Here is a 22,215-nt window from a genome sequence, read left to right on the forward strand (position 1 = left end):
CCAGGTCATCTCGTGCCGGCGATGAGGCTCCGAACTTCCTCGCGGTACTGTTCGGGCGTCAGCCCGAGGTCGACGTCGACGGTGACGGTGATGGCCTCGGAGAGTTGCTTCTCGGTGGTCTTGGCGTAGTTCTCGGCGGGGTACGCGCCGCCCGCGACGACCACGTAGTCGCCCTCGTTCCACACCGCGAGGTCGCCCGCCACCTCGATGGAGCCGACGTCGATGTCGAAGGACTCGCCGCTCGTCTCGTAGGTGAGCGTGCCGACAGGGAACTCGGCGGAGAATGTCGTCAGCCCCGGCGTCTTCCCGGAGTCGGTCTCGAACGCGACCTCGCCGGTCTGGGCGACGTTCTCCAGGCCCTCGTCTTTCATGCGCTGCTCGAACTGGTCGCGGGCCTGCTTTTTCGTCTGCTGGAGGACTTCCTCGCGCCCGACGGCCGCCGGGAGGTTGTTGAGGTCCGGAGAGAAGTTGATGTGGGAGGCCGCGTACAGCGCGAGCGTCCCGTCGATTCGACCGAGCGTCTTGTCGGTCACGCTCGCCGCGAGTTCCTCGTCGCTGAACGTCAGCGTCGTGGACTTCGCGGTGATGTCCACGGGGCCGTAGGACTCCTGGAAGACCGTCTCCTCGGTGCGGTCGGTTCGCGTCCATCCGCCGTCGTCGAGGTCGCCCTGTGGGACTTCCGGCGGGGCGACGGTTCCGATGGCGTTCATGCAGCCGGCGAGCGCGCCGACGCCGGCGACACCCGCGCTCCCGAGGAACGTGCGGCGTTTCATGCTCGGAAGCCGGCACTCCGAGACTATGTGTCTTCCGGCGCGTGACACGCCGCGGCCGGGAACGCGACGCCGACGCGCTCGCCGGTCGGCGGGTCGTCGGTGAACGCGTCCACGGTGGCGTCGCCGACGCGGACGGTGACGCGGTAGACGGCGTCCTCGCGGGCGACGCGCTCGACGCTCCCGACGGCGTCGGGGTCGTCGGGGTCGAGGCCGACGCGTTCCGGGCGAATCGCCACCACGTCGGCCGGCAGCGACACGCCGAGTTCGCGCTCTCGGAGGACGTTCGCGCCCGTGAACGCGGCGACGAACGCGGTGGCGGGCCGGTCGAAGACGGCCTCGGTCGGTCCCACCTGCTCGATGCGGCCGTCGCGGACGACGCCGACTCGGTCTGCGAGCGCGCGCGCCGTGGTGCGGTCGTGGGTGACGTAGACCGCGGTCTCGTCGGCGAGGACGTCCGCGAGGTCGGCGCGGAGCGCGGCGCGCGTCGGCGCGTCGAGCGCCGAGAGCGGTTCGTCCAGCAGGAACGCTCGGGGCCGGACGGCGAGCGCGCGGGCGAGCGCGACGCGCTGTTTCTCGCCGCCGGACAGCGTCGGGGGTTCGCGCTCCGCGAGGTCCGGGATGCCGAGCGCGTCGAGCAGGTCGTCGGGGTCGCGGACGTCGTCGTGGTAGCGCTCGCCGAACGCGACGTTCTCGCGGACGGTGAGGTGCTCGAACAGCGCGTGGTCCTGGAACACGAACCCCAGGTCGCGGTCCTCGGGGGGCGAACCGGTGAGGTCGTCGCCGTCGAGCGAAACCTCGCCGTCGTGGTCGTGGAAGCCTGCGAGCGTCTCCAACAGCAGCGTCTTCCCGGAGCCACTCGGCCCGAGGAGGACGAGCGTCTCGCCGTCCGCGACCGTGAGGTCGGCGGCTACGTCGAACGTCTCGCCGTTGTTCGCGTCGAAGGCCGCCGCCACGTCGAACGCGAGGGTCACGGCCACCCCTCCCCGTCGTAGGCGTACGTTCGCACCGCGAGGAAGACGCTCGCACAGAGCGCGAGCAACAGCGTCGCGACCGCCCCGCTTCCGTCGATGCCGCTCGTCGTGAACGTCCGGTAGATGAGGACGGGCGCGTGACTCGCGGTGACCGCGTCGCCCGCCGGCGGGTAGAAGAACTCGACGTTGTACGCGACGATGGCGACGGCGCCGAACTCGGAGACGGCGCGCGCCCACGACAGCACGCCCCCGGTGAGGATGCCGCGCGCGGCGAGCGGGCCGGTGACGCGCTTGAACGTCTCCCAGCGCGAGGCCCCGAGCGAGCGCGCGGCGCGCTCGGCGTCCCGGTCGACGGCTTCGAAGGCCTCGCGGGCGGCGTTGACGGCGAACGGCGCGCTCACGAACGCCATCGCGAGCACGAGGCCGGCCATCGTCTCGGTGACGGAGACGCCGGGGAACAGGCCGTCGCGCCCGAACCCGTAGACGACGGCGATGCCGGCGACGCTGTGCGGGACGACCAGCGGGAGGTCGACGAGGCTCTCGACGACCGCGTGCCCCGGGAAGCCCCGGGAGAGCAGGTAGGCGAGTGGAACCCCGAGTCCGACCGCGAGGCCGGCGGCGAGCAGGGGGCCGTAGACGGAGAGGTACAGCGAGCGCTGGACGGCGGGGTCGAGCGCGCGCGCCGCGAGGTCGCCGGGGTGCTGGTTGGCGACGAGGAGCGCGAGCGGCAGCCCGAGCACGAGCAGGAGGCCGGTGGCGAGGACGGCGGCGACCGTCTCGAAGCCGCCGCGGGCGCTCCCGTAGCCGAGGGCGGCGGCGCTCGCGAGCGCGAAAGCGGCGTACGCGGTCGGGTAGCCGAGCGCGACGCAGACCGCGAACGCCACCAGTTGGACCGCGAGAACGGCGAAGACGACGGTCGCACCGGGTCGCTGGCCGAGGTTCACGGCGACCGCCCCATCGACCGATGTGTTCGCATGGACACATCGAACTGGCGGGCGACGGCGACATAATCATTGTGCCGGGGCGCGCGAGAGAGCGTGTGGAATCGGAACCCGAGGCCGGATTCGACGCGACGCTCGTCGCGGACGGCGTGGTGTTCGACGCGCGGGACGCCGCCCTCCTGCGCGCAGTCGACCGCGAGGGGTCGCTGAGCGGCGGCGCCGAGTCGCTCGGCCGGTCGTACTCGCGGGCCCACCGCCGCCTCGGCGACCTCGAAGCGGCGTTCGGCGCCCTCGTCGCCCGCGAGCGCGGCGGCGCGGACGGCGGCGGGAGCGAACTCACGGACCGCGCTCGCGCGCTCCTCGACCGGTTCGCACGCCTCCGCGCGGGCTACGAGGGCGTCGCGGCGGCAGCGGAGACCGTCTTCGACGGCGAGGTGCGCTCCCGCGAGGGCGAACTCGGCACCGTGGAGACAGATGTGGGTCGCCTGCGCGCGCTCGTGCCACCCGACGCCGACGGCGTGGCGGTGCCGGTGCGCGCCGACGCGGTGACGCTCCACGCGCCCGCCGACGCGCCCGACGCTGGCGGCACGAGCGCGCGGAACCGCCTCGACGGCGAGGTAGCAGGGGTGGAGCGCGGGGACGCGGTCGCTCGCGTGAGCGTGGACGTCGGGGGCGACGACGCGCTGGCGGCGCTGGTGACGGTGGACAGCGTCGACAGACTCGGCCTCGAAGCCGGGAGTCGGGTCGTGGCGACGTGGAAGGCGACGGCGACGCGGGCGGTCGAGCGCTAAATCGTGTCCTCGACGAGCGCCGCGAGGTCGGCGGCGACCGCCTCGGGGACGGGGCGGTGAGGCGAGCGCACGGCGCCTGCGGGCGCGCCCCGTGAGCGCATCGCGGCTTTCAGGCCGGGAACGCCGTGGCCGGCGGTGACGGCGTGGTTCAGTTCTACGAGGTCGCGGTTGACGGCGCGCGCCCGTTCGTCGTCGCCCGCGGCGTGGGCGTCCCAGATTTCGCTCGCGCGCTCCGGCGCGGCGTTCGCGAGCGCGAGGACGCCGCCGTCGGCGCCCGCGTCGAGGGCGGGCGCGAACACGCTCCCGCTCCCGACGAGCAGGTCGAAGTCGGCGTCGGCGGTGCGCTCGCGGAGGCGCTGGAAGCCGCCGAGGTCGCCGGTCGAGTCCTTCATCCCGGCGACGTTCGGGTGGTCCGCGAGCGCCGCGACCGTCGACGGCGCGAGCGCGTGGCCGGTGTACTTCGGGACGCTGTAGAGGTAGACCGGGAGCGGCGAGGCGTCCGCGACCTCCCGGTAGTAGGCTTCCACGTCCGCGTCGTCGTGGTCGTAGTAGAACGGCGTGACGACGAGCGCCGCGTCCGCGCCCGCGTCGGCGGCGCGCTCGGTCGCGTCGAGGGTCTCGCGGAGTCCGGGACTACCGGTGCCGGCGAGCACGGGGACGCCGTCCGGCGCGGCGTCCGCCACCGTCTCGACGACGGCGGCGCGCTCCTCGGCGGTGAGCAGTTCGGCCTCGCTGTTCGAGCCACAGGGCACGAGGAAGTCGACGCCGCGGTCGGTCACCCACGCCGTCAGGTCCGCGAGCGCGCCGTGGTCTACGTCGCCAGCGTCGTCGAAGGGGGTCGCCAGGGGAACGCCGAGTCCGTTCATGTGGGGGGCCACACAGCCCCGCGCATTGTCGGTTCCGGTGGGGGTGTCCGTCTGACGAACTTTTAAGTGACAATGCGGGAATCTGCCGACTGGACGCGCACTCCCATCCCCCCGCGCGTCCGGCACTCCCCACTCCCCTTTCCCGCATTCGCGGCGCTCGGACCGCGCCGCACCCCACTCGTCTCGGTAGCCACAGATTTAACACCCTAACGCGCCCCTAATCGGTACAATGGCCGCATCGGGACCAACGGACGACCGCCGCATCTCGACGACCGAGTTGGACGCGCTCGTTCAGGACACCGAGTTCTTCCGGTCGCTCGTCGAGAACGGCTCCGACGCCATCGTCTCCATCGACGAGGACAGCACCATCCTCTACGCGAACCGGTCCGTCGAGCGCGTCTTCGGCTACGAACCGGAGGAGATGGTCGGCGAGAAACTCACGATGATAATGCCCGAGCGGTTCCGGAGCGCGCACTTCGGCGCCATCGACCGCTACCTCGACACGGGCGAACGCGAACTCGACTGGAACGCCATCGAGCTCCCCGCCGAACACAAGGACGGCCACGAGGTCCCGCTCTCGATTACCTTCGAGGAGCACGCCTACGAGGGCGAGCGCGTGTTCTCCGGCATCATGCGGGACATCTCCGAACGGAAAGCCTACGAGGACACGCTGGAGACGCTGCAGGGCGCCGCCCGCGACCTGATGCAGGCGCCGGACCCGGAAGCCATCGGCGAACGCGTCGTCGCCGCCGTCGAGGACAGCATCGGCTTCCCCGTCTCCTCGCTGTACGTCTACGACGACGCCGCCGACGTCCTCCGACCCGTCGCGCACACCGACGCCGTCGACGACCTCGTCGCCGACCCGCCGACGTTCGACGAGGGGACACTCGCGTGGGCGGCCTTCGAGGACGGCGAACCGCGCGTCTACCAGGCCGACGAGGACGCCGGCGACGAGGACGTCCCGCTCCACCGGCCCGACGGCGACGTCGCATCCGAGTACGTCGTCCCGATGGGCGACCGCGGCTGTCTCCTCGTCTCCGACACGGAAGCCGTCACCTTCGACGAGCAGAGCCGGAACCTCGTCCGGATTCTCGCCGCGAACGCCGAAGCCGCGCTCGAACGCGCCGAGCGCGAAGCCGAACGCGAGCGACAGAACGAGCGCCTCGAACGGTTCGCGAGCATCGTCAGCCACGACATCCGCGACCCCCTGCAGTCGGCGCGCGCCACCGCCGCCGTCGCGAAGGCCGGCGACGAGTCCGCACTCGACGACTTAGACGACATCTTCGACCGCATGGAGGAACTCGTCGAGGACGTCCTCACGCTCGCGAAACAGGGCCAGACCGTCGGTGAGACCGAACCTGTCGCGCTCGAATCGGTCGCCGACGACGCGTGGTGCACGACCGAAGTCGAGGGCGCCACGCTCGTCGTGGACGACGACCTCCCGACCCTGCAGGCCGACGGCGAACGCCTCCGGTCGCTGCTGGAGAACCTCTTCCGGAACGCTGTGACCCACGGCGGCGACGCCGTCACCGTTCGCATCGGCGCGCTCGGCGACGACGCCGGCTTCTACGTCGAAGACGACGGCCCCGGATTCGGCGACGCCGACACCGACCAACTGTTCGAGTACGGCTACACGACCGACACCGACGGCACCGGTTTCGGCCTCAGCATCGTGCGCGACATCGTCACCGCACACGGCTGGACGGTCGACGCGACCGAGAGCGACGACGGCGGCGCGCGCTTCGAGATAGACACGAGGTGACCCACGATGGACACGACAACCCCCGACGGCGACGACCGCCCGGTCGTCCTCGCAGTAGACGACGAGAAACGAGTCGTACAGGCGTTTTCCCTCTGGCTCGAGGACTACGACGTCCGCACCGCCACCGGCGGCGAGGACGCACTCGACGCCATCGACGACGACGTCGACGTGGTGTTGCTCGACCGCCACATGCCCCACATGTCCGGCGACGAAGTGCTCGAGGAAATCCGCGAGCGCGGCTACGACTGCCGCGTCGCGATGGTGACCGGCGTCGACCCGGACTTCGACATCGTCGACATGCCCTTCGAGGAGTACGTCCAGAAGCCGGTCGACCAAGCCGAACTCACCGAACTCATCGACCGGCTCGCCGACCTCGAACGCTACGACGAACGCATCGACGACCTCTACAGCGTCGTCCAGAAGCGCGTCACGCTCGAAGCCGAACTCCCCGAGAGCGAACTCGAAGACAGCGACCGCTACCAGCGCCTGCTCGAACGCGAACGCGAACTCGAAGCCGAGACCGACGACGTCATCGAGTCGATGGACGACGACGGCTTCGAACAACTGTTCTGACGCCCGGTCACTCCTCTGCGAGGCGTGCGAGCGCGTCGAATCGCTCCCGCAGCGCCGCCGAGACGCCGTCCGTCAGCACGTCGTCCGGCGTCACTCCGTCCGGTACGTCGTTCCGCTGGCTCTCGACGGCCTCGGCGACGCGTTCGGCGGCCGCCGCCGACTCGAACTCGACGTCCAGTTCCGCGTGCTCGACTTCGAGTTCCCTGCCGTCGCCGTCCGCGAACCCGAACTCGAACTCCGCCTCGCTCCCCTCCACGTCGACTTCCAGCACGTGCGCCAGCGGGATGGACGCGGTTCGCTCGCCGCCCTCGACGTCGAGTTCGCGGTCGAAGACGGCGACCTCCACGTCCCCGCCGCGGGCCGCCGCAATCGGTTCGTCGGCCTCGGGCCGCCACACGGGCGTCTCGACGTCGAAGTTCGGGAGGTCGTACACCAACCCCCGCGACCGCTCCGCTTCGATTACGTCCTCACGGTCGGCGCGCTCGGCGACGTACTCGGCGGCCTCGCGAACCTCGCTCACGGGGACCTCCCCGTCGATTTCGAACTCGAAGCCCACGCCGCCCGCGACGAACCCGAGTTCGCGCTCCGCGAGCCCGTCTTTCTCCCCGACGACCGTCTCGGGGTCGACGACGCCGTACGGAACCACCTCGCCGACGTCCCCGTCCTCACCCCCGGCCAGCACCAGCAGTCGCTGGTCGGTCGCCACCAACACCTGCCAGTACCCAGTCTCCGAATCCACCGTCTCGTCCCCGAACTCCACGTCGTACACCGTGTTGAACAGCGCGTAGTGTGGCTGCTCGTCCTCGCGGAGGAACGCCGCCAACGCGTGGTTCTCGAACGTCCCCGTCCCGAGCACCTTCGACCCGGTGCGCGTGAGTTTCGTCTCCGTCACCGAGTCGCCGCGCGCCCCCTCGACCAACGCCTCGATCCGCTCGTCGCCCGAGCCACCGTCGAACAGTCCCATGCCGTCGCCGTCTCGGACCACCGACGTGAAACCTCCGGGTCCGACGGAGCCCCGGCTACGTAGCGTCGAAACGGTGGATGGATGCGTCGGCTCGCAGGGATGCAAATCCCGGTCGGCGTACACCGTCGCTCGGTACCCGCGGAGATGAAACTCCGCGGTTGGTCGCTTCGTAGAAAGCCTAGGCCGGAATTTGAACGGTGTCAGACGGTCGCTCCCTACGGTCGCGCTGCGACTGACAGGCTCAAATTCCGGACCGGCTTCTGCTCGTCACGTTCGTTCCTCGCAAGAAGCCTAGGCCGGAATTTGAATCCGGGGTCTCGTCCTTACCAAGGACGCGCTTTACCGCTAAGCTACCCAGGCACGCATTCGTACGAAGGCCCCGCGACTTCTTTAGGCGTTTCGATTATCGGTCGCCGACCGACGTGGTGCCGACGCGCTCGTCGCCCGACGGGCGGCCGACGCGCGCCATCACGTCCTCGATGCCGTCGGGGAGCGCGTCGGCCGCGGGCGGGAGCGGCGGGGCGCCGTGGTTGTCCGCGAGGCCGACGACGTACTGGCGGAGCGCGACCGGCGTCTCGCCGCCGGCGGCCGTCCCCCCAGCGATGGCCGCCAACTCGAAGACGTTCGCCTCCAGCGTGCGGGCCGTCGACGTCCGGCCCTCCTGTACGTCGGTCTGCTCGTGGCCGAACTCGCGGACGGTCTGGACCGCGTGACCCGCGGCCTCGGTGCGCGCGAGCAACCGGAAGCCGCGTGCGACCAGCACGTCCGCCGCCAGCACGTCCAGGTCGTCGTCCGGGTCCGGGTCGTCGGTGTACGCCCACGGCTCGTCGGCGACGAGGTCGCGAGTGACGCGCAGCCCCTCGTAGATGAGTTGCACGCCCGCGGCGCGCCGCGAGACGGCGCCGGGGTCGACGGAGCCGTCGACGACGCGCGCGCTCAACACGGTGAGAACACCCGGCAGCATCGAAGACGACGCGACGTGGTCGTCGATGACCGCGCGGAGCCCGTCGGGCTCGATGTCCTCGACGGCCTCGAGGGCGGCGACGCGTGCCTGCTCGGCCTCCTCCATCGGCCGGAGATTGCGGTGCGAACGGCAAAGACCTTTGGAAACCCCCTCGTCCCTCCGCCATGCTCGACGTCACCGACACCGACGCCGTCCGGGTGGTCGCGCTCGACCGACCCGCCCGTCGGAACGCGCTCACGCCCGCCGGCCTCGACGCGCTCCGGGACGCCGTCGCGGACGCCAGCCAGCCGGTCGTCTACGTCCACGGTGCAGGCGACGCGTTCTGTGCTGGCGCCGACCTCGACACCGTCCGCGGCCTCGACGGCGACTCCGGAAGCGAGTTCGCGCGCCGCGGGCAGCGCACGATGAACGCCATCGAAGACGCCGACAGCGTCGTCGTCGCGGGTGTCGACGGTGCGGCCCGCGGGGGCGGCGTCGAACTCGCGCTCGCCTGTGACCTCCGCGTCTGCACGCCCGACGCCTCGTTCGCGGAGACCGGCGTCACGCTCGGCCTGTTCGGCGCGTGGGGCGGCACGCGGCGCCTCCGCGAAGCCGTGGGTGCGACTCACGCTGCCGACCTCTCGCTGTCCGGGCGCACCGTCGACGCCGCGGACGCTCGCGAGACGGGACTCGTCTCCCGTGTCGTCGACGACCCGCGCGCCGTTGCCGACGAAATCGCGGGAAACGACGCCGCGGCGCTCCGAGAACTGAAACCCCTCCTCAGCGTGGACGCCGACCGCGAGGAGACCGACAGGAGGGAGGCCGACGCGTTCGGTCGCCTGCTCGCCGACGACCCGTTCTAGGGCGCCGGCGGCATCGAGCGCTTGTGCGTGCTCTGCTCGTGTAACTCGACGACCGTCTCGACGACCGACTCGGGGACGTCGAGGTGGGCAGCCGTCGCGCTCGCGGGCGCGCCGCCGTGGACGTGCAACGCGAGCACCGCGTCGATGGTGTCGTAGCCCACGCCAAGTTCGCCCTCGTCGGTCTGGTCCGGCCACAACCCCGCCGTCGGCGTCTTCGTCACGAGGCCTTCGGGCACCCCGAGGTCGCGGGCCAGTTGGCGCACCTGCATCTTGTAGAGGTTCCCGATGGGGTTGCAGTCGACCGCCTGGTCGCCGTACTTCGTGAAGTAGCCGGTCGCCGCCTCCGTGCGGTTCCCGGTGCCGAGCACGACGCCGTTCTCGTGGTTCGCGACGAAGTAGTTCAGGACGGCTCGCGTCCGCGCTCTCGCGTTCCCGACCGCGAGTTGGTCGTCGCCCGCCTCGGGATAGAGGTCCGTGAGCCGGTCGACGAACGGGTCGATTTCGATTACGTCGTACTCGATGCCGAGGTCCTCGGCGACGCGCTCCGCGTCGCTCATGTTCTCCTCGTCGGACGCCGCCGCCGGCATCACGAGGCCGTGCAGCGCGTCCGCGCCGAGTTCGTCGACGGTGAGGTACGCGACGGTCGTCGAGTCGATGCCTCCCGAGAGCCCGAGGACACAGCGCTCCGCGCCAGCCGCCTCCACCGTCTCCCGGAGAAACGACTGGATGCGGTCGCGTCGCTCGGTCAACTCCGCCTCGGAGAACCGCACGTCGAGTGGCTCGATAACGTCTGGGCCGGTCATCGTCCCGCGATTCGGCGCACGCCGACTAAAACCCACTCGCCCGCCCCGCGTTCGTGGACGTTCGTCCACTTTCCGAAACGCTACGTTCAAGTGCGGGCGCAGACAAGCAGGAGTCGAAGCCACTCCGCGTAAGCGCTGGTGGTGAGCAAACCCCTCGGGTTTGCGAGCCTCAGCGCGGGCGCGGAGCGCCCGCGCTGGTGGTCTAGTGGTAGGACATGAGCTTCCCAAGCTCATAGCCCGGGTTCAATTCCCGGCCAGCGCACTTCGCAGTCTCACTTCGTTCGACAGCTCGTGCGCTGGCCGTCCTCACGCTCGCTTCGCTCGCGTGAGTCCCCGGCCAGCGCCCCTTTGTTGGTGTTACTGGCGATACCCGTCCAGAACCCTCTTTGCCGCGCTCCGTCCACGTCGGGGCGTGCAACTGGACGCGACGGCGGCCCGCGAGTGCGTCGAGACCGAGTACGCCGACGTGGTGACTGCCGTCGGAGCGTGCGCGGACGCGGTGGCGGCGTCGTGGGGCGGCGACGCGACCGAGGACGCGAGCGCCGTCGCCGACCGACTGGAATCGTGTCTCGCGGAGCGCGGCGTGCTCGACGCGCTCCCGGGGGTGCTCGCGGATGCCGTGAACGCGGCCGGCGGGACGATGCAGGCGTCGCCGGTCGCCGCACCGCCCTACGTCGTCGTGACGAGCAGAGGACCGGTCTTGCGCGCGACGCTGGACGGCGGGCGGCTGGTCGTCACCGTCGCGGTGTTTCGCGTGACCGGCGACCGTAGGTACGAGCGCGCCGGCGGCGCGCCGGTGACGGCGGAACTGCGGTAGTCAGGCGTAGTGCTCGTCGAGGTAGTCGACGATGGCTTCGCTCTCGTAGACGACCTCGCCGCGGTCGGTGTCCACGAGACAGGGAATCTGGTCGTCGCCGCCGGCGTCGACGAGTTCGCCGTGCGTGAGTTCGTTCGTCACGTCGCCGCCCTCGCTCCCCGGAAGCCGGGGGTTGTGCGCGACGTACGACACGCCGAGTTCGGAGAGCCGCTCGCGGACGGTCTGGGAGTGCGGACAGCCCTCGGACTGGTAGAGTTCGAGCACGCGTCGACGTTCGCCCGGACGCCACGTAAGGGTCAGCGTACCGGCGGATAGGACTCCCGCTGCACCCACTCGCGGAGGCGCGCCGCGCTGTCGTCGTCGTACCGGAGCGGGCGGCGCCACCACGGTCCCTTCCCCGAGTCCGCCGACCACTCGGTGACCGCGCGGTTGGCGTCGATGCCTCGGCCCTCGCTCAGCGGAACCGCGGTGTCGTAGAGCCGCGAGGCGTCCGTGCCGGCGAGCAGGACGGCGGCGTCGAACGGGTCGCGTTTCAGGTGCGCGTTCCCCGCGAAGCGCTCGCGTTCGCCCGCCGGCAGGGCGGCGTACTCGTCGCCGTCTACGGGGTCGCAGGCGAGCACGAACTCCCCGATGAGGTACGCGCCCCAGTCGTCGGCCATCCAGTCCGCGGGGGCGTCGGGCGCGTCGAGCGTCGCGTAGAAGTAGACGCGGTCGCCCGCCGACAAATCGAGGAGGGGGCGGGCCTTCACGCCGTGCGGGTCGCCGTACGTGTAGCGGTCACAACAGGGGTACTCGGCGAACGTCGGGTCGAGGTGGACGGGGCGGTCGGCAGCGCCGTCCGGGAGGTCGACCGCGAGGTCGAGGTCGGCGTACGTCGGCAGCGGCTCGCTCGTCGGTTCGGACTCCGGGATGGGGACGTACTCGAAGGAGCCGTCCGCGTACAGCGGGCCGCGGACGCCCGGCTCGTTGGTGTTCGCGGCGACGTTGATGGCGACGGCGCGGGTCACGCGTGGAGCATCCCAACACACTCCCGGCAGAACCTGTAGCCGGTCTCGTTCTCGCTGCCGCACTCGGGGCACAGCGTCACGTCCGGGTCGGCGGCGGTGCGCTCCTCGTCGTCGGCGGCGGGGACGTCAGCGGGGTAGCCGTGCTCGCGGGACGCCGCGTTCTCGGTGACGCCGACGTCGCCGCTCTGGAGGCGCCGCCACACCACCAACTGGAGGACGGCGATGAACACCAGCGCGAGGACGAACAGACCCCACTCCATGTGCCTACGTAACACGGCGAGCCTATTCAGCCTTGGCACCGTCAGGCGTCCGGCGGCGTCAGGTCGCGCTGGAACTCGTCGAACGCGTCGAGGTCCTCGGGCATCTCGCTGTCGAGGCGGCGCTCGTCCTGCCGGCGCTCGTGGTCGGCTTCGACCGGGTCGGCGACCGACTCCCAGCCCGGCTTCACGCGGACGCTCTTCGCGGGCATCCCGACCGCGACGTGGTGGTCGGGTACGTCCGCCTGCACGACCGCGCGAGAGCCGACGACCGCGTTCTCGCCGACGCGCACGCCGGCCCTGACGAGCGCGCCCTGGGTCACGCGCGCGTCCGCCCCGATTTCCGTGCGGAAGTTCGTCACCTCGGTCTGGTCGACGAGGTCGTGGTCGTGCGTGTAGACGTGGGCCGCGTCGCTCACGCTCGCGCGGTCCCCGATTACGAGTTCGCCGCGGTCGTCGAGGTGGACGTCGTCGTGAACCACGACGTTGTCCCCGAGTTCGATGTTGTGGCCGTACGTCATCGAGATGCCCTTGAACAGGCGCACGCCCTCGCCGACGTCCGCGAACAGGTGGCCCGCGAGCATCCGCCGGAACCGCAGCGCGAACGCGACGTTGTCCGCCAGCGGCGTGTTGTCGAACTGCCGCCACAGCCACTGCAGGGGCTTCGAGCGCGCGAACGCGCCCTCGTCTTTCTCGGCGTAGTACTCGGACTCGAGCGTGGCGTTCCGCGGGTCGAAGTTCGCGAACCGCGCGGCCTCCACGGGGGACGCCGCGTCGTCGTTCTGCCACGACTCGTAGGCGTCCCGCGCGCCGTGCAGGTCCACGAGCGTCTCCGTGACCGCGTCCGCGAGTTCGTCCGGGTCGCTCGCGGCCGCGAGTCGGTCGTCCACCGCCGAGACGAACCCGCGGAGGGTCGCCTCCGCGTCGTCCGGCAGGGAGACGTGTCGCTTGGTCATGCCCCGAAGTGGGCCGCCTGCACTGATAGTGGTTTCCGTCCCGACGGGGAGCGCCGGAAGTGCTACGATTCGAGAATCGACAGCGAGGTGCCGAGGACGGCCACGACGGCGAGCAGGACTTCGACGGTGGTGAGACGCGTGCGGAGGGCGTCGTCCATACCGCTCCGGTCGCCCAGCGAACACATGTTTCGGTCGTTCTCGGCTCGCGGGAGGCCCCACCGGAACCGCACGCGCTAAGTGACAGAGTCACCAAGACTGGCGCATGCAACACCGCGAACTCGGGGACTCCGGGGTCGAGGTCAGCGAAGTCGGCTTCGGCGCGTGGGTCGTCGGCACCGACTGGTGGGGCGACCGAGACGAGGACGACGCCATCGAGATGGTGGAGTACGCGCTCGACGCCGGCATCACGTACTTCGACACCGGCGACGTGTACGGCCACGGCCGCAGCGAGGAACTGCTCGGCGAGGTGCTCGCCGAGCGCGGCGACGAGATGACCGTCGCCACGAAGGTCGGCTACGACTTCTACAACAACCCGCAGGCCGGCCACGGGGAACTCCCGAAGGAGATGGACGTCGACTACCTCCGTGACGCCGTCGACAAGTCGATGGACCGCCTCGGCGTCGACCACGTCGACTACCTCCAACTCCACAACCCGGACGTCGGCGAGATGACGCCGGACGTGCTCGAATTCCTCGACGAACTCCGAGAGGACGGGCGCGCGGACGCCATCGGCGTCGCGCTCGGTCCCTCCATCGGCTGGCTGGCGGAGGGCGATTTCGCCATCGAGCAGGAGTTCGACGGCGTGCAGTACGTCGGCAACATGCTCGAACAGGACGTACACAACCACTTCGTGGACACCGTCCGGGAGGAGGGCGCCGCGACGTCCCTGATTCCGCGCGTCCCGCACTCCTCGGGCCTCCTGAACGAGCAGGTGACGCCTGACACCGAACTCGGCGAGGGCGACCACCGCGGCTTCCGTCCCGACGAGTGGTACGAGACCGGGTGGGAGAAAATCGAGGAACTGCGCTTCCTCGAACGCGACGGCGAGCGCACGATGGGGCAGGCCGCTATCCAGTGGCTCCTCTCGTTCGACGAGGTCGCCAGCGTCACGCCGACGTTCCGCTCGAAAGACGACATCGACGAGTGGGCCGCCGCCTCCGAGACGCCCGCGCTCAGCGAGGACGAGACCGAGCGCGTCGCCGCGCTGTACGCCGACGACTTCGGCGTCGACCGCTTCGATGGCATGGAGAAGGAGGACTACCGCACGAGCGTCGACGGCGACGACCTCGAAGACGCGGGCTTGCTGTCCGCGGACTGAGGTAGGTTACCCGCTTCCCGTGAGGACTTCGCCGCCGTGGCGGCGCGGGTCGTCGGTCTTGTTCTCGGGGTGGGTGAGTCGAACGACGGTGGTCTCGTTCACGAAGTAGTTGGTGTGGAGGAACATGTCCGCGACCGCTTCGGCTTCGCCGTGACAGGCGGCGTAACTGCCGCCGCCGGAGACGTGAACGACGAACCCGGTATCGGTGCGGTTCACGACCGACGCCTCGGTCGACACGCGGAGGGCGTGGTCGGCCTCCGGGGCGTTCTCGTTCCAGACCGTGGCGTTCTCGTACGCCGCGGTGAACGAGGCGGCGCGCTCGGCGGTGAGATTCGCCGGCGGGTCGGGGAGCGGCTTCGGCTCGTAGTCTATCGTCCGGCACGGCTCCTGCGTGGTGGTGTCTGTCGGCGTAGTCGGTTGGTCGGTGCTCGGTGCGGCGGCCGAACAGCCCGCGAGCAGCAGGCACGCCGCGACCGCGAGGTGCAGGGCATTCGACCGCATCGACTCTCGAAACGCGGGCGGACGGTGAAAGTGTTGGGGCGCGGACGTTACGAGCCTGCCGAACCGCGAACGAACTGCAGGAGGACGCGCGCGACGCCGACGAGGAGGACGACGATTGCGACGAGGATGGCGGCTTCCTGGGGACCGGGGAGGGCTTCGAACATACCCGTTCTGTCGGCGGACGCGAGCAAGTACTTTCGGGTGTCGCGGACTTAGCAAGCAGTCCCCGAGCGGAGCGAGGGTTTCACCGCGCGAACGGAGCGAGCGCGGATTTTTATGTTACTTCTTGCGAGCGGGGTTCGCTCGCGAACCCCGAGGAAAAATTTACGCTAGGAAGACGTGGCGCGGCCGGTCGGCGAGCACGTCGCGGCCCCAGTCGACGGTGTCGGCGAAATCGTCGCTCCGGAAGAACGTCATGGCGTCCTCCTTGGAGCGCCACTGACTGGCGATGAACATGTCGTTCTCGTCCTCGACGTTCACCATCAGGTCCGTGTCGAAGTGGCCGTCCATGTCGGCGAGGACGCCGCCGACGACGTCGAACTTCTCCACGAAGTCCTCGCGCTTCTCGGGTTTGACGGTGTAGAACATCCCCATCGTGCCGAAGCCGGACTCCTCGTCGCTCCGGTCGACGATTCCGGGGAGGTCGGCGAGGAAGCCGGAGGCGGTGTCGGCGGCGCTCGCGGTGTCCCAGATTGAGACGACGGCGCGCCGGTCGGCCTCGCGGCCGTCGTAGACGGCGGTCTTGACGTGCGTGTCGTAGTGCTCGAAGTTCCCGCGGAGCCCGTCCACTTCCTCGAAGAGGTCGTCGGCGTCCGCCTCGGAGTAGAGGACGGTGGCGTACACGTCCTCGCCGTGGGGCTGGCCGGCGTACACGTCGAGGTCGTCGAGTTCCTCGCGGAGGCTGTCCACGTCGCCCGCGCGGTCGCCGTCCGGACCGTGGTCGGCGTCGCCGCCGTCGTCGTCCGAGTCGCTACCGTGGTGACCGCCATCGTCGCCGTGATGGTGGCTCTCCGAGTCACCGTGGTGGCCGTCACCGTGCGGGTGGTCGTCCTCGGGCGTCGGCACTTCCTCGCCCGCCATGAACGCCGGGAAGTCCTCCGGCGGGAAGCGACGACCGACGTAGAAGGAGCCGAACTCGCCGTACTTCGCGGACACCTCGTCGAAGCGCATTTCGTAGACGATGTCTTTGACGTCCGTGAGGTCGTCGGCGAACAGCGTGACGCCCCACTCCATGTCGTCGAGACCGACGGAGGACGCGATGACCTGCTCGATTTTGCCGGCGTACTGCTTGCCGAGGTCGCCGTGGACCTCCATCATCTCGGCGCGCTCCTCGATGTCGAGGTCGTACCAGTTCTGCCCGGGCTGGCGGCGCTTGCTCATCGGGTAGAACGAGACGTACGTGTCCTCGGGAATCTCCGGCGTGAGCTTGCTCTCGAAGTACTTGCGGAGGCCCGTGTCGACGGACTCCGGGTCCTCGAAGTAGTCCGGCGCCGTGTACCCCGAGATTTCGACGACAGACACGTAGGAGTCCGCGTGGTCCGTGTAGTCGGCGAACGCCGTCTGCTCGAACTGGCGCTCGATGCGGTCGAGTTCGTCCAGAGACTCCCGGAAGTGGACGAACATCAAATCGGCCTCGTGGCCGGTGATCGAGAACACCGCCGAATCGCCCTCGTCGGCCTGCGCGAGCGCCTCGCGGTGCGCGACGAACGATTCGACCTCGTCGAGTGCGGCCTCCCGGTCGCGCTCGGGCGCCGCCCGCCACGCGTCCCAGTCCACGGTGTAGAAGTCGTGGAGCACGAACCAGCCCTCGTCGGTGGGTGGAACCTCTGCCATGCGCGTGGGTTCGTATTGCGCGTAGAAGGGCTTTCCCAAACCGACTCGTGGGAACCGCCGCCGGACCGTTCTGGCGGCGGTGCGAGCGCCCGACGCCGCGATGACCGGGACCGAAACCCTTTCCCGCTGACCTGCGGAACGTCACCCCAGATGCGCAAGAGTGGGCCGCCGAAGGGACTCGTCTCCTACCTCGTTCTCGAACTCTTAGACGAACAGCCCCGGTACGGCTACGAGATTCTGAAGGAAATCGAGTCGCTGTCCGGCGGCCACTGGGAGCCCTCCTACGGGTCGGTCTACCCCATCCTCTACAAGTTCGAGGACGAGGGGTACGCCCAGCGAATCGAGGTCGAAGACGAGCCCGACCGGAAGTACTTCGAAATTACCGACGACGGCCGCGAGAAACTCGCGGAGAAACGCGACGAGGTCGGGGACACCGGCGACGACTTCATCGACGTGATTCTCGGCTTCTACCACGTCTTCGCGGTGCTCGGGACCGACGAGCGCTTCGAAATCGAGAACCCCGACGAGGGCGAGGGATGGCGGTTCGACGAGGCGTTCTCGGCGTGGATCGTCGAACAACTGATTCGCCACCACGAGTACTACTTCGACGACTTCGAGCGCGTCGAGGACACCCCCGAGGAGTTCGCCGACCGGATGGGCCTCTAGTTCAGGAGCTGCGGGCCGAGTAACATCAGCGCCAGGCTCGCGAGCATCAACAGCCCGATGCTCGTCGTGATGGCGCGCGTGATGGCGTGTTTGTCGCCGACCGGGAGCCGCGACGTGATGGCTTCGGCGCCCGACCGGAGCAGGTGGCCGCCGTCCAGCGGGAACGCCGGAATGCAGTTGAAGAACCCGAGGTTGAGGTTCACCCACCCCGTCCACAGCAGGAGGTTCGCGGACAGGAACACGACGCTCTCGGGGAGCGCGCCGAGCGCGCCGGTGACCACGAAGAAGTTCGTGTTCGTCCCCGCGAAGCCGGGGAAGTTGAAGCCGACGCTGGGGTCAAGCAGGCCGAGCAGCGGCAGGTAGAGCGCGCCGACGACGGCCTGCAGGAAGCCGGTGACGGGGTTGTTCGCGCCGCCGAAGATGGCCGTGAGGTACGCCGAGTCGTCGGTGTTCCCGGAGAGCATCGAGAGGAACTCCTGTCCGGGGTAGAGTTCCGCGCCGAACCCGGAGGTCTCGACGCCGCTCACGCCGGGCGCGATGAACGCGCCGAGGTACGCCGACCCGTCGGCCTGCTGGCCGAGTTCCACGTCGTAGGTCTCGCGTTCGCCGTCGACGTACGCGACGACGTCGACGCTGTCACCGGGCGACAGGCGGTCGATGAGGTCGGCGAGGTCGTCGCCGGTGGTCACGCGCTCGCCCGCCATCGACACGACGACCGCGTCGGTCTCGGCGGCCAAGCCGCTGTCGGCGGCCGGGCCGTCCGGCGAGACGGTGATGAACGCGCCCGCCGGCCCGGTCACCGAGTCGCCGTCGTCGGTTTCGAGCGTGGCTATCGTGCGGTTCTCCAGTTCGCGCTCCAGGCTCTGCTCCGTGTAGACGGCGGTGCCGTTGACGGTGGTCACCGTGTCGCCCGTGGCGATGCCGGCGAACGGCGACTCGGTGGCGTTCCCGAGGACGAACAGCCGCCGGTCGACGGTCACGCTGTCGCCGTTGGCGAGCGTCACCGCGACCGAGCGCTCGTCGGACGCTTCGATTGCGCGCTGGAACTCGGAGTTGTTCTCGACGGGCGTCCCCGCCACCTCGACGACGCGGTCGCCGCCCGAGATGCCGGCTTCGGCCGCCGGCGAGTCATCGTAGACGGTGCCGACGAGGCCGCCGTCCGCGACCGCCACCGCGCCTGCGACGGGGCCGAACAGCAGGCCGAACGCCAGCACGACGACCAGGAAGTTGTTCGTGACGCCCGCCGCGAACATGCGCGCTCGCGCCCCGCGGTCGGCCTGCTGTTCGCTCTCCTGGTCGGGTTCGACGAACGCGCCCATCGGGAGAATCGCGAGCAACGCGAGCCCCATCGACTTAATTTCGATGTCCTCGACGCGGCACATCAGGCCGTGGCCGAACTCGTGGACGACGATGCCGATGAACAGCCCCGCGACGATTTCGGGGGCGACCGACAGCGGCAGGAAGTCGTTGACGCCCGGAATCACGAGCGTGTTCCGCGGCTGGTTCACCGCCGTCGGCTCAGGCGGGTTCGCGAGCGTCGCGACCGCCGACAGCACCAGCGCGAACAGGACGCCGACGAGGACGACCGCAGTGAGGCCGAGCCCGAAGTTGCCCCACGCGCGCCACGCCCGCTTGGGCTGTGACGCCCACTCGATGAACCGGCGCCCGCGCTTCGTGTGGAGGGTCAGTATCGGCCCCGTCGTGGAGACGAACGACGGCAACAGCCCGCTGTTGCGCGCCCACGCCACGCCCGCCCAGTAGACGGCGAGCGCGACCAAGAGCACCTGCCAGATATCCATTGGTGGAACAGTCAGGGACGGCGCGACAAAAGCCGTTCGGGGACGCGACGCCTACGCTTCGCGGCGGAGGCGCGCGAGCACGAACTCGCGGTCGAGTTTCGCGAGGAACTGCCCGAGTTTCGGGCCCTGGTCCTCGTCGAAGAACAGCCGGTAGCCCGCCGAGAAGAACGCACCGACGTCGACGTCGTGGCGCTTCGCGGACTCGTACACTTCGCCCTGCAGGGCGTCGCCGTCCGGGTCCTCGCGCTCGACGAAGTCCGCGAGGTCGTCCAGTGCGGCCTCGGTGGCGGCGTCGAAGTCGTGGTCGGGAATCGCCTGGCGCTTGAGGTCGTAGTTGAACTCGTTGTCCGTGCGTCGCGCCCACTCGCGGGCGAGTTCGACGCGCGCGAGCGCCGCCTCAACCACGTCGTCGCTGGCGTTGTCGGGGATGTGGCCCTCGCGGCGCGCGATTTCCTCGCGCAGGTCGGGGTCGTCGGTCATCCCGAGGACGGCCGCGAACGTGAACGGGATGCGCACGCGGTCCGCGTTCGCGTCCTCGACGAGGAACGGATAGACGCGCTCGGCGCGCTCGGTCTCGTCCTCGTCGGCGTCCACTTCGCCGAAGTAGACGGCTTCCATCCGGTCGAACTCGTCGACCAGTTGGTCGAGGTGCTCGATGGAGAAGTCCCGCGCCTTCCGGGGGTCTTTCGCGAAGAAAAAGCGGACGACCTCGGGTTCGAGCATCCGGAGCACGTCCTGGACGAGAATCACGTGGCCCGACGAGGAACTGAACGCTTCGCCGTCGAGCGTGAACCACTCGTACACCATCGGCACGGGCGGTTCGTCGCCGAGGACGTTCCGCGCGATGTCCGCTCCGGAGGGCCACGAGCCCTCGGCGTGGTCCTTGCCGAACGGCTCGAAGTCGACGCCGAGGACGCGCCACTGCGCCGGCCACTCGAAGCGCCACGGGAGTTTGCCCTCGCGCAGGGTCGCGGTGCCCTCGTGCCCGCAGCCGTCGATGGTCTGGTCGCCGGCCTCCATGTCCGTGCAGACGTAGTCGACGGTGCCGGCGTCCGTGTCGACTGCCGTCACCGTCTCAGTGACCTTCCCGCACTCCTCGCAGATGGGGTTGAACGGGACGTAGTCCTCGTCGACCTTGTCCTGGTACTCGCCGAGGACCTCCCGAGCGGTCTCCCGGTTCTCCAGTAGGAACTCCGTCACGTTCTCGAAGTCGCCGTCCTCGTACAGTTCGGTGTTCGACACCATCTCGACGGGCACGCCCAGCAGGTCCGCGGAGGACTGGATGAGATTCGAGAAGTGCTCGCCGTAGGAGTCACAGCACCCGAACGGGTCCGGAATCGCGGTGTACGGCGCGCCGAGGTTCTGACCGAGCGCGCCCGCGTTCACGTCCCCGAGGTCGACGATGTCGCCGTCGAGGTCCGCGAGTTTCCGCGGGAGCTTCCGGAGCGGGTCGCGGTCGTCGCTCGTGAACACCTGCCGGACCTCGTAGCCGCGCTCTCGGAGGACCTCCGCGACGAAGTAGCCGCGCACGATCTCGTTCATGTTCCCGAGGTGGGGGACGCCGGAGGGCGAGATGCCGCCCTTCACGACGATCGGCTCCTCGGGGTTTCGCGCGAGAATGCGGTCCGCGGCGGCGTCAGCCCAGAAGACGTGGCCGTCGTCGTCCGCGTAGGGGTCGTCGTCGGGGTGCATCTATCCGTCCGCCCAGTACGTCATCTGGTCGTCGGTGCCCTCCGGGATGACGTCCGTGCCGTCGTGTTCGCCGCGCAGCACGGCGTCCACGATGCGCTGGGGGTCGGTGCCGTCGAGGACGATGGTGCGGACGCCCGAGCGCTCGATGAGTTTCGCGGCGAGCAGGTCGACGGGCGCCGACGACCCGGCGTTCATCTCCACGTCCGCGATGATGTCCACGAGTTCGCCGGCGGTCATCTCCTCGAAGTGTTTCGCGTCCTCGTCCTCGTTCGGGTCCGCGGAGAACACGCCCGGAACGCTCGTCGCGTACAACAGGAGGTCGGCGTCCGTGTACTCCGCGAGCGCGGCGCTCACGGCGTCGGTCGTCTGCCCCGCGACGACGCCGCCCATCACGGCCACGTCGTCCCGGCGCATCGCCTCCCCGGCGTCCTCGTAGGTCTTCGCGGGACTCGGCGCCGCTCGACCGCCGAGCGCGGCGATGAGCAGGCGGGCGTTCAGGCGCGTCACGTCGATGCCGATGTCGTCTAACTCGATCTCGTTGGCACCGAGTTCGCGCGCCGTCCCGATGTAGTCCCGGGCGACACCCCCACCGCCGACGACGGCACCGATTTCACAGCCGGCGTCGGCGAGTTCTTCGATTGCGTCGGCGTGGCCCTCGACGCGCTCGTGGGCGAGGTCGGGCGCGAGGACGCTACCGCCGATAGAAACCACGACTCGCATACTACACCGTGATAGCCGAGATGCGGTCTTAAGGGTTGTCAACTCGCGCGCGGCGCGGCTGCGCACAACGCCTAAGCGTCCGCGAATCGACCTGCAGGCGTGGTCGCACTCGCCACTCACGTCGTCCTCGCGTCCGCGCTCGTTCTGGTGGTCGGCTTCGTCGCCGGCTGGCGCGCCCAGTTCGACTCCCTCCCGCCCGTCCGTGCTACCGCCGCGGTCGCACTCGGGTCGCTCGTGGTCGCGTACAGCGTCGCGTCGCTCCCCGGATTCGCCGCCGAGGCCGGCGACGACCCGGCAGAAAGTGCGGTCGTTGCGGCCGTCGCGGTCTTGCTCGCGTCCGGCCTCGCCCGTCGCCTGTGGCGTCGCGTCCGGTCGTAGCGGCGACACCTACAAGCGGCG

Annotated in this window: 24 protein-coding genes and 2 tRNA genes; 9 read left to right on the forward strand and 17 right to left on the reverse strand. The window is 69.8% G+C overall.

Annotated features, from left to right (window positions below):
• Nucleotides 1-5: 5 nt before the first annotated feature.
• From LT972_RS01245 to LT972_RS01255, 3 genes are read right to left on the reverse strand one after another with little or no spacing between them, the layout of a single operon-like run.
• Nucleotides 6-773 carry a DUF6517 family protein gene (locus LT972_RS01245; RefSeq protein ID WP_232571379.1) on the reverse strand — a complete coding sequence of 256 codons (768 nt, stop codon included), beginning with the start codon at nucleotides 771-773 and terminating at the stop codon, nucleotides 6-8.
• 23 nt (nucleotides 774-796) lie between these two features.
• Nucleotides 797-1,744 carry an ABC transporter ATP-binding protein gene (locus LT972_RS01250; RefSeq protein ID WP_232571380.1) on the reverse strand — a complete coding sequence of 316 codons (948 nt, stop codon included), beginning with the start codon at nucleotides 1,742-1,744 and terminating at the stop codon, nucleotides 797-799.
• Complete coding sequence (locus LT972_RS01255) at nucleotides 1,741-2,688, reverse strand: ABC transporter permease (protein WP_232571381.1); 948 nt, start codon at nucleotides 2,686-2,688, stop codon at nucleotides 1,741-1,743. Before LT972_RS01255 ends, LT972_RS01250 begins: the two co-directional genes overlap by 4 nt.
• A 95-nt stretch (nucleotides 2,689-2,783) precedes the next feature.
• Here LT972_RS01255 and LT972_RS01260 point away from each other — a divergent pair, with 95 nt between their 5' ends.
• The gene (locus LT972_RS01260) at nucleotides 2,784-3,476 is read left to right on the forward strand and encodes a TOBE domain-containing protein (protein WP_232571382.1); all 693 of its coding nucleotides are present in this window, start codon (nucleotides 2,784-2,786) and stop codon (nucleotides 3,474-3,476) included.
• Here the strand turns inward: LT972_RS01260 and LT972_RS01265 are convergent.
• Nucleotides 3,473-4,342, reverse strand: coding sequence for a dihydrodipicolinate synthase family protein (locus LT972_RS01265; RefSeq protein WP_232571383.1), 870 nt, complete (start codon nucleotides 4,340-4,342; stop codon nucleotides 3,473-3,475). The genes LT972_RS01260 and LT972_RS01265 overlap by 4 nt on opposite strands.
• A 229-nt stretch (nucleotides 4,343-4,571) precedes the next feature.
• On the opposite strand from LT972_RS01265, the gene LT972_RS01270 reads away from it, so the two are divergent.
• Both LT972_RS01270 and LT972_RS01275 read left to right on the forward strand, forming a co-directional pair.
• On the forward strand, nucleotides 4,572-6,104 hold the full coding sequence (locus LT972_RS01270; RefSeq protein ID WP_232571384.1) for a PAS domain-containing sensor histidine kinase: 1,533 nt from the start codon (nucleotides 4,572-4,574) through the stop codon (nucleotides 6,102-6,104).
• A 6-nt stretch (nucleotides 6,105-6,110) separates the two neighbouring features.
• Nucleotides 6,111-6,677: a response regulator gene (locus LT972_RS01275; protein WP_232571385.1), complete on the forward strand. Its 567-nt coding sequence runs from the start codon at nucleotides 6,111-6,113 to the stop codon at nucleotides 6,675-6,677.
• Nucleotides 6,678-6,684: 7 nt separating this feature from the next.
• Here LT972_RS01275 and LT972_RS01280 read toward each other — a convergent pair whose 3' ends face one another.
• From LT972_RS01280 to LT972_RS01290, 3 genes are all read right to left on the reverse strand, one after another.
• Complete coding sequence (locus LT972_RS01280; protein ID WP_232571386.1) at nucleotides 6,685-7,662, reverse strand: hypothetical protein; 978 nt, start codon at nucleotides 7,660-7,662, stop codon at nucleotides 6,685-6,687.
• A 267-nt stretch (nucleotides 7,663-7,929) separates the two neighbouring features.
• Nucleotides 7,930-8,001 (reverse strand) — tRNA-Thr (locus tag LT972_RS01285).
• A 43-nt stretch (nucleotides 8,002-8,044) separates the two neighbouring features.
• Nucleotides 8,045-8,710 carry a DUF7114 family protein gene (locus LT972_RS01290; protein WP_232571387.1) on the reverse strand — a complete coding sequence of 222 codons (666 nt, stop codon included), beginning with the start codon at nucleotides 8,708-8,710 and terminating at the stop codon, nucleotides 8,045-8,047.
• A 59-nt stretch (nucleotides 8,711-8,769) separates the two neighbouring features.
• On the opposite strand from LT972_RS01290, the gene LT972_RS01295 reads away from it, so the two are divergent.
• Nucleotides 8,770-9,447, forward strand: a complete 678-nt coding sequence (locus LT972_RS01295; RefSeq protein WP_232571388.1) for an enoyl-CoA hydratase/isomerase family protein — start codon at nucleotides 8,770-8,772, stop codon at nucleotides 9,445-9,447.
• Here the strand turns inward: LT972_RS01295 and LT972_RS01300 are convergent.
• Entirely contained in the window at nucleotides 9,444-10,250 is an 807-nt protein-coding gene (locus LT972_RS01300; protein ID WP_232571389.1) for an NAD+ synthase, read from the reverse strand. The two genes, LT972_RS01295 and LT972_RS01300, sit on opposite strands and share 4 nt — an antisense overlap.
• Nucleotides 10,251-10,441: 191 nt before the next feature.
• Here LT972_RS01300 and LT972_RS01305 point away from each other — a divergent pair.
• Nucleotides 10,442-10,512, forward strand: a tRNA-Gly gene (locus LT972_RS01305).
• 150 nt (nucleotides 10,513-10,662) lie between these two features.
• The gene (locus LT972_RS01310) at nucleotides 10,663-11,067 is read left to right on the forward strand and encodes a hypothetical protein (RefSeq protein WP_232571390.1); all 405 of its coding nucleotides are present in this window, start codon (nucleotides 10,663-10,665) and stop codon (nucleotides 11,065-11,067) included.
• Here LT972_RS01310 and LT972_RS01315 read toward each other — a convergent pair whose 3' ends face one another.
• From LT972_RS01315 to LT972_RS01330, 4 genes are read right to left on the reverse strand one after another with little or no spacing between them, the layout of a single operon-like run.
• Nucleotides 11,068-11,331, reverse strand: coding sequence for a glutathione S-transferase N-terminal domain-containing protein (locus LT972_RS01315; RefSeq protein ID WP_232571391.1), 264 nt, complete (start codon nucleotides 11,329-11,331; stop codon nucleotides 11,068-11,070).
• 32 nt (nucleotides 11,332-11,363) lie between these two features.
• Complete coding sequence (locus LT972_RS01320) at nucleotides 11,364-12,074, reverse strand: Nmad3 family putative nucleotide modification protein (protein WP_232571392.1); 711 nt, start codon at nucleotides 12,072-12,074, stop codon at nucleotides 11,364-11,366.
• Nucleotides 12,071-12,334 (reverse strand): zinc ribbon domain-containing protein, encoded by a 264-nt coding sequence (locus LT972_RS01325; RefSeq protein ID WP_232571393.1) that lies wholly within the window; start codon nucleotides 12,332-12,334, stop codon nucleotides 12,071-12,073. The genes LT972_RS01320 and LT972_RS01325 overlap by 4 nt, the downstream gene beginning before the upstream one ends.
• Before the next feature lie 41 nt (nucleotides 12,335-12,375).
• Nucleotides 12,376-13,287: an acyltransferase gene (locus tag LT972_RS01330; protein ID WP_232571394.1), complete on the reverse strand. Its 912-nt coding sequence runs from the start codon at nucleotides 13,285-13,287 to the stop codon at nucleotides 12,376-12,378.
• A 262-nt stretch (nucleotides 13,288-13,549) separates the two neighbouring features.
• Between LT972_RS01330 and LT972_RS01335 the strand changes: the two genes are divergently transcribed.
• Nucleotides 13,550-14,605 carry an aldo/keto reductase gene (locus tag LT972_RS01335; RefSeq protein ID WP_232571395.1) on the forward strand — a complete coding sequence of 352 codons (1,056 nt, stop codon included), beginning with the start codon at nucleotides 13,550-13,552 and terminating at the stop codon, nucleotides 14,603-14,605.
• Nucleotides 14,606-14,611: 6 nt separating this feature from the next.
• Here the strand turns inward: LT972_RS01335 and LT972_RS01340 are convergent, their stop codons facing one another.
• Together LT972_RS01340 and LT972_RS01345 are read right to left on the reverse strand one after the other, a co-directional pair.
• Nucleotides 14,612-15,106 (reverse strand): hypothetical protein, encoded by a 495-nt coding sequence (locus tag LT972_RS01340; protein ID WP_232571396.1) that lies wholly within the window; start codon nucleotides 15,104-15,106, stop codon nucleotides 14,612-14,614.
• 324 nt (nucleotides 15,107-15,430) lie between these two features.
• Nucleotides 15,431-16,939, reverse strand: coding sequence for a heme-binding protein (locus LT972_RS01345; RefSeq protein ID WP_232571397.1), 1,509 nt, complete (start codon nucleotides 16,937-16,939; stop codon nucleotides 15,431-15,433).
• A 150-nt stretch (nucleotides 16,940-17,089) separates the two neighbouring features.
• Here LT972_RS01345 and LT972_RS01350 point away from each other — a divergent pair, with 150 nt between their 5' ends.
• On the forward strand, nucleotides 17,090-17,605 hold the full coding sequence (locus LT972_RS01350) for a PadR family transcriptional regulator (protein WP_232571398.1): 516 nt from the start codon (nucleotides 17,090-17,092) through the stop codon (nucleotides 17,603-17,605).
• Here the strand turns inward: LT972_RS01350 and LT972_RS01355 are convergent.
• The 3 genes from LT972_RS01355 to pyrH are packed head-to-tail and all read right to left on the reverse strand — an operon-like array spanning nucleotide 17,602 to nucleotide 21,816.
• Nucleotides 17,602-19,404, reverse strand: coding sequence for a site-2 protease family protein (locus tag LT972_RS01355; protein ID WP_232571399.1), 1,803 nt, complete (start codon nucleotides 19,402-19,404; stop codon nucleotides 17,602-17,604). The genes LT972_RS01350 and LT972_RS01355 overlap by 4 nt on opposite strands.
• A 51-nt stretch (nucleotides 19,405-19,455) precedes the next feature.
• Nucleotides 19,456-21,096, reverse strand: coding sequence for a lysine--tRNA ligase (lysS, locus tag LT972_RS01360; RefSeq protein WP_232571400.1), 1,641 nt, complete (start codon nucleotides 21,094-21,096; stop codon nucleotides 19,456-19,458).
• On the reverse strand, nucleotides 21,097-21,816 hold the full coding sequence (gene pyrH, locus LT972_RS01365; protein WP_232571401.1) for a UMP kinase: 720 nt from the start codon (nucleotides 21,814-21,816) through the stop codon (nucleotides 21,097-21,099).
• A 99-nt stretch (nucleotides 21,817-21,915) separates the two neighbouring features.
• Between pyrH and LT972_RS01370 the strand changes: the two genes are divergently transcribed.
• Nucleotides 21,916-22,194, forward strand: a complete 279-nt coding sequence (locus LT972_RS01370; RefSeq protein ID WP_232571402.1) for a hypothetical protein — start codon at nucleotides 21,916-21,918, stop codon at nucleotides 22,192-22,194.
• Nucleotides 22,195-22,215 lie beyond the last annotated feature (21 nt).

The sequence above is a fragment of the Halobacterium litoreum genome, assembly GCF_021233415.1.
Taxonomy (GTDB): Archaea; Halobacteriota; Halobacteria; order Halobacteriales; family Halobacteriaceae; genus Halobacterium; species Halobacterium litoreum.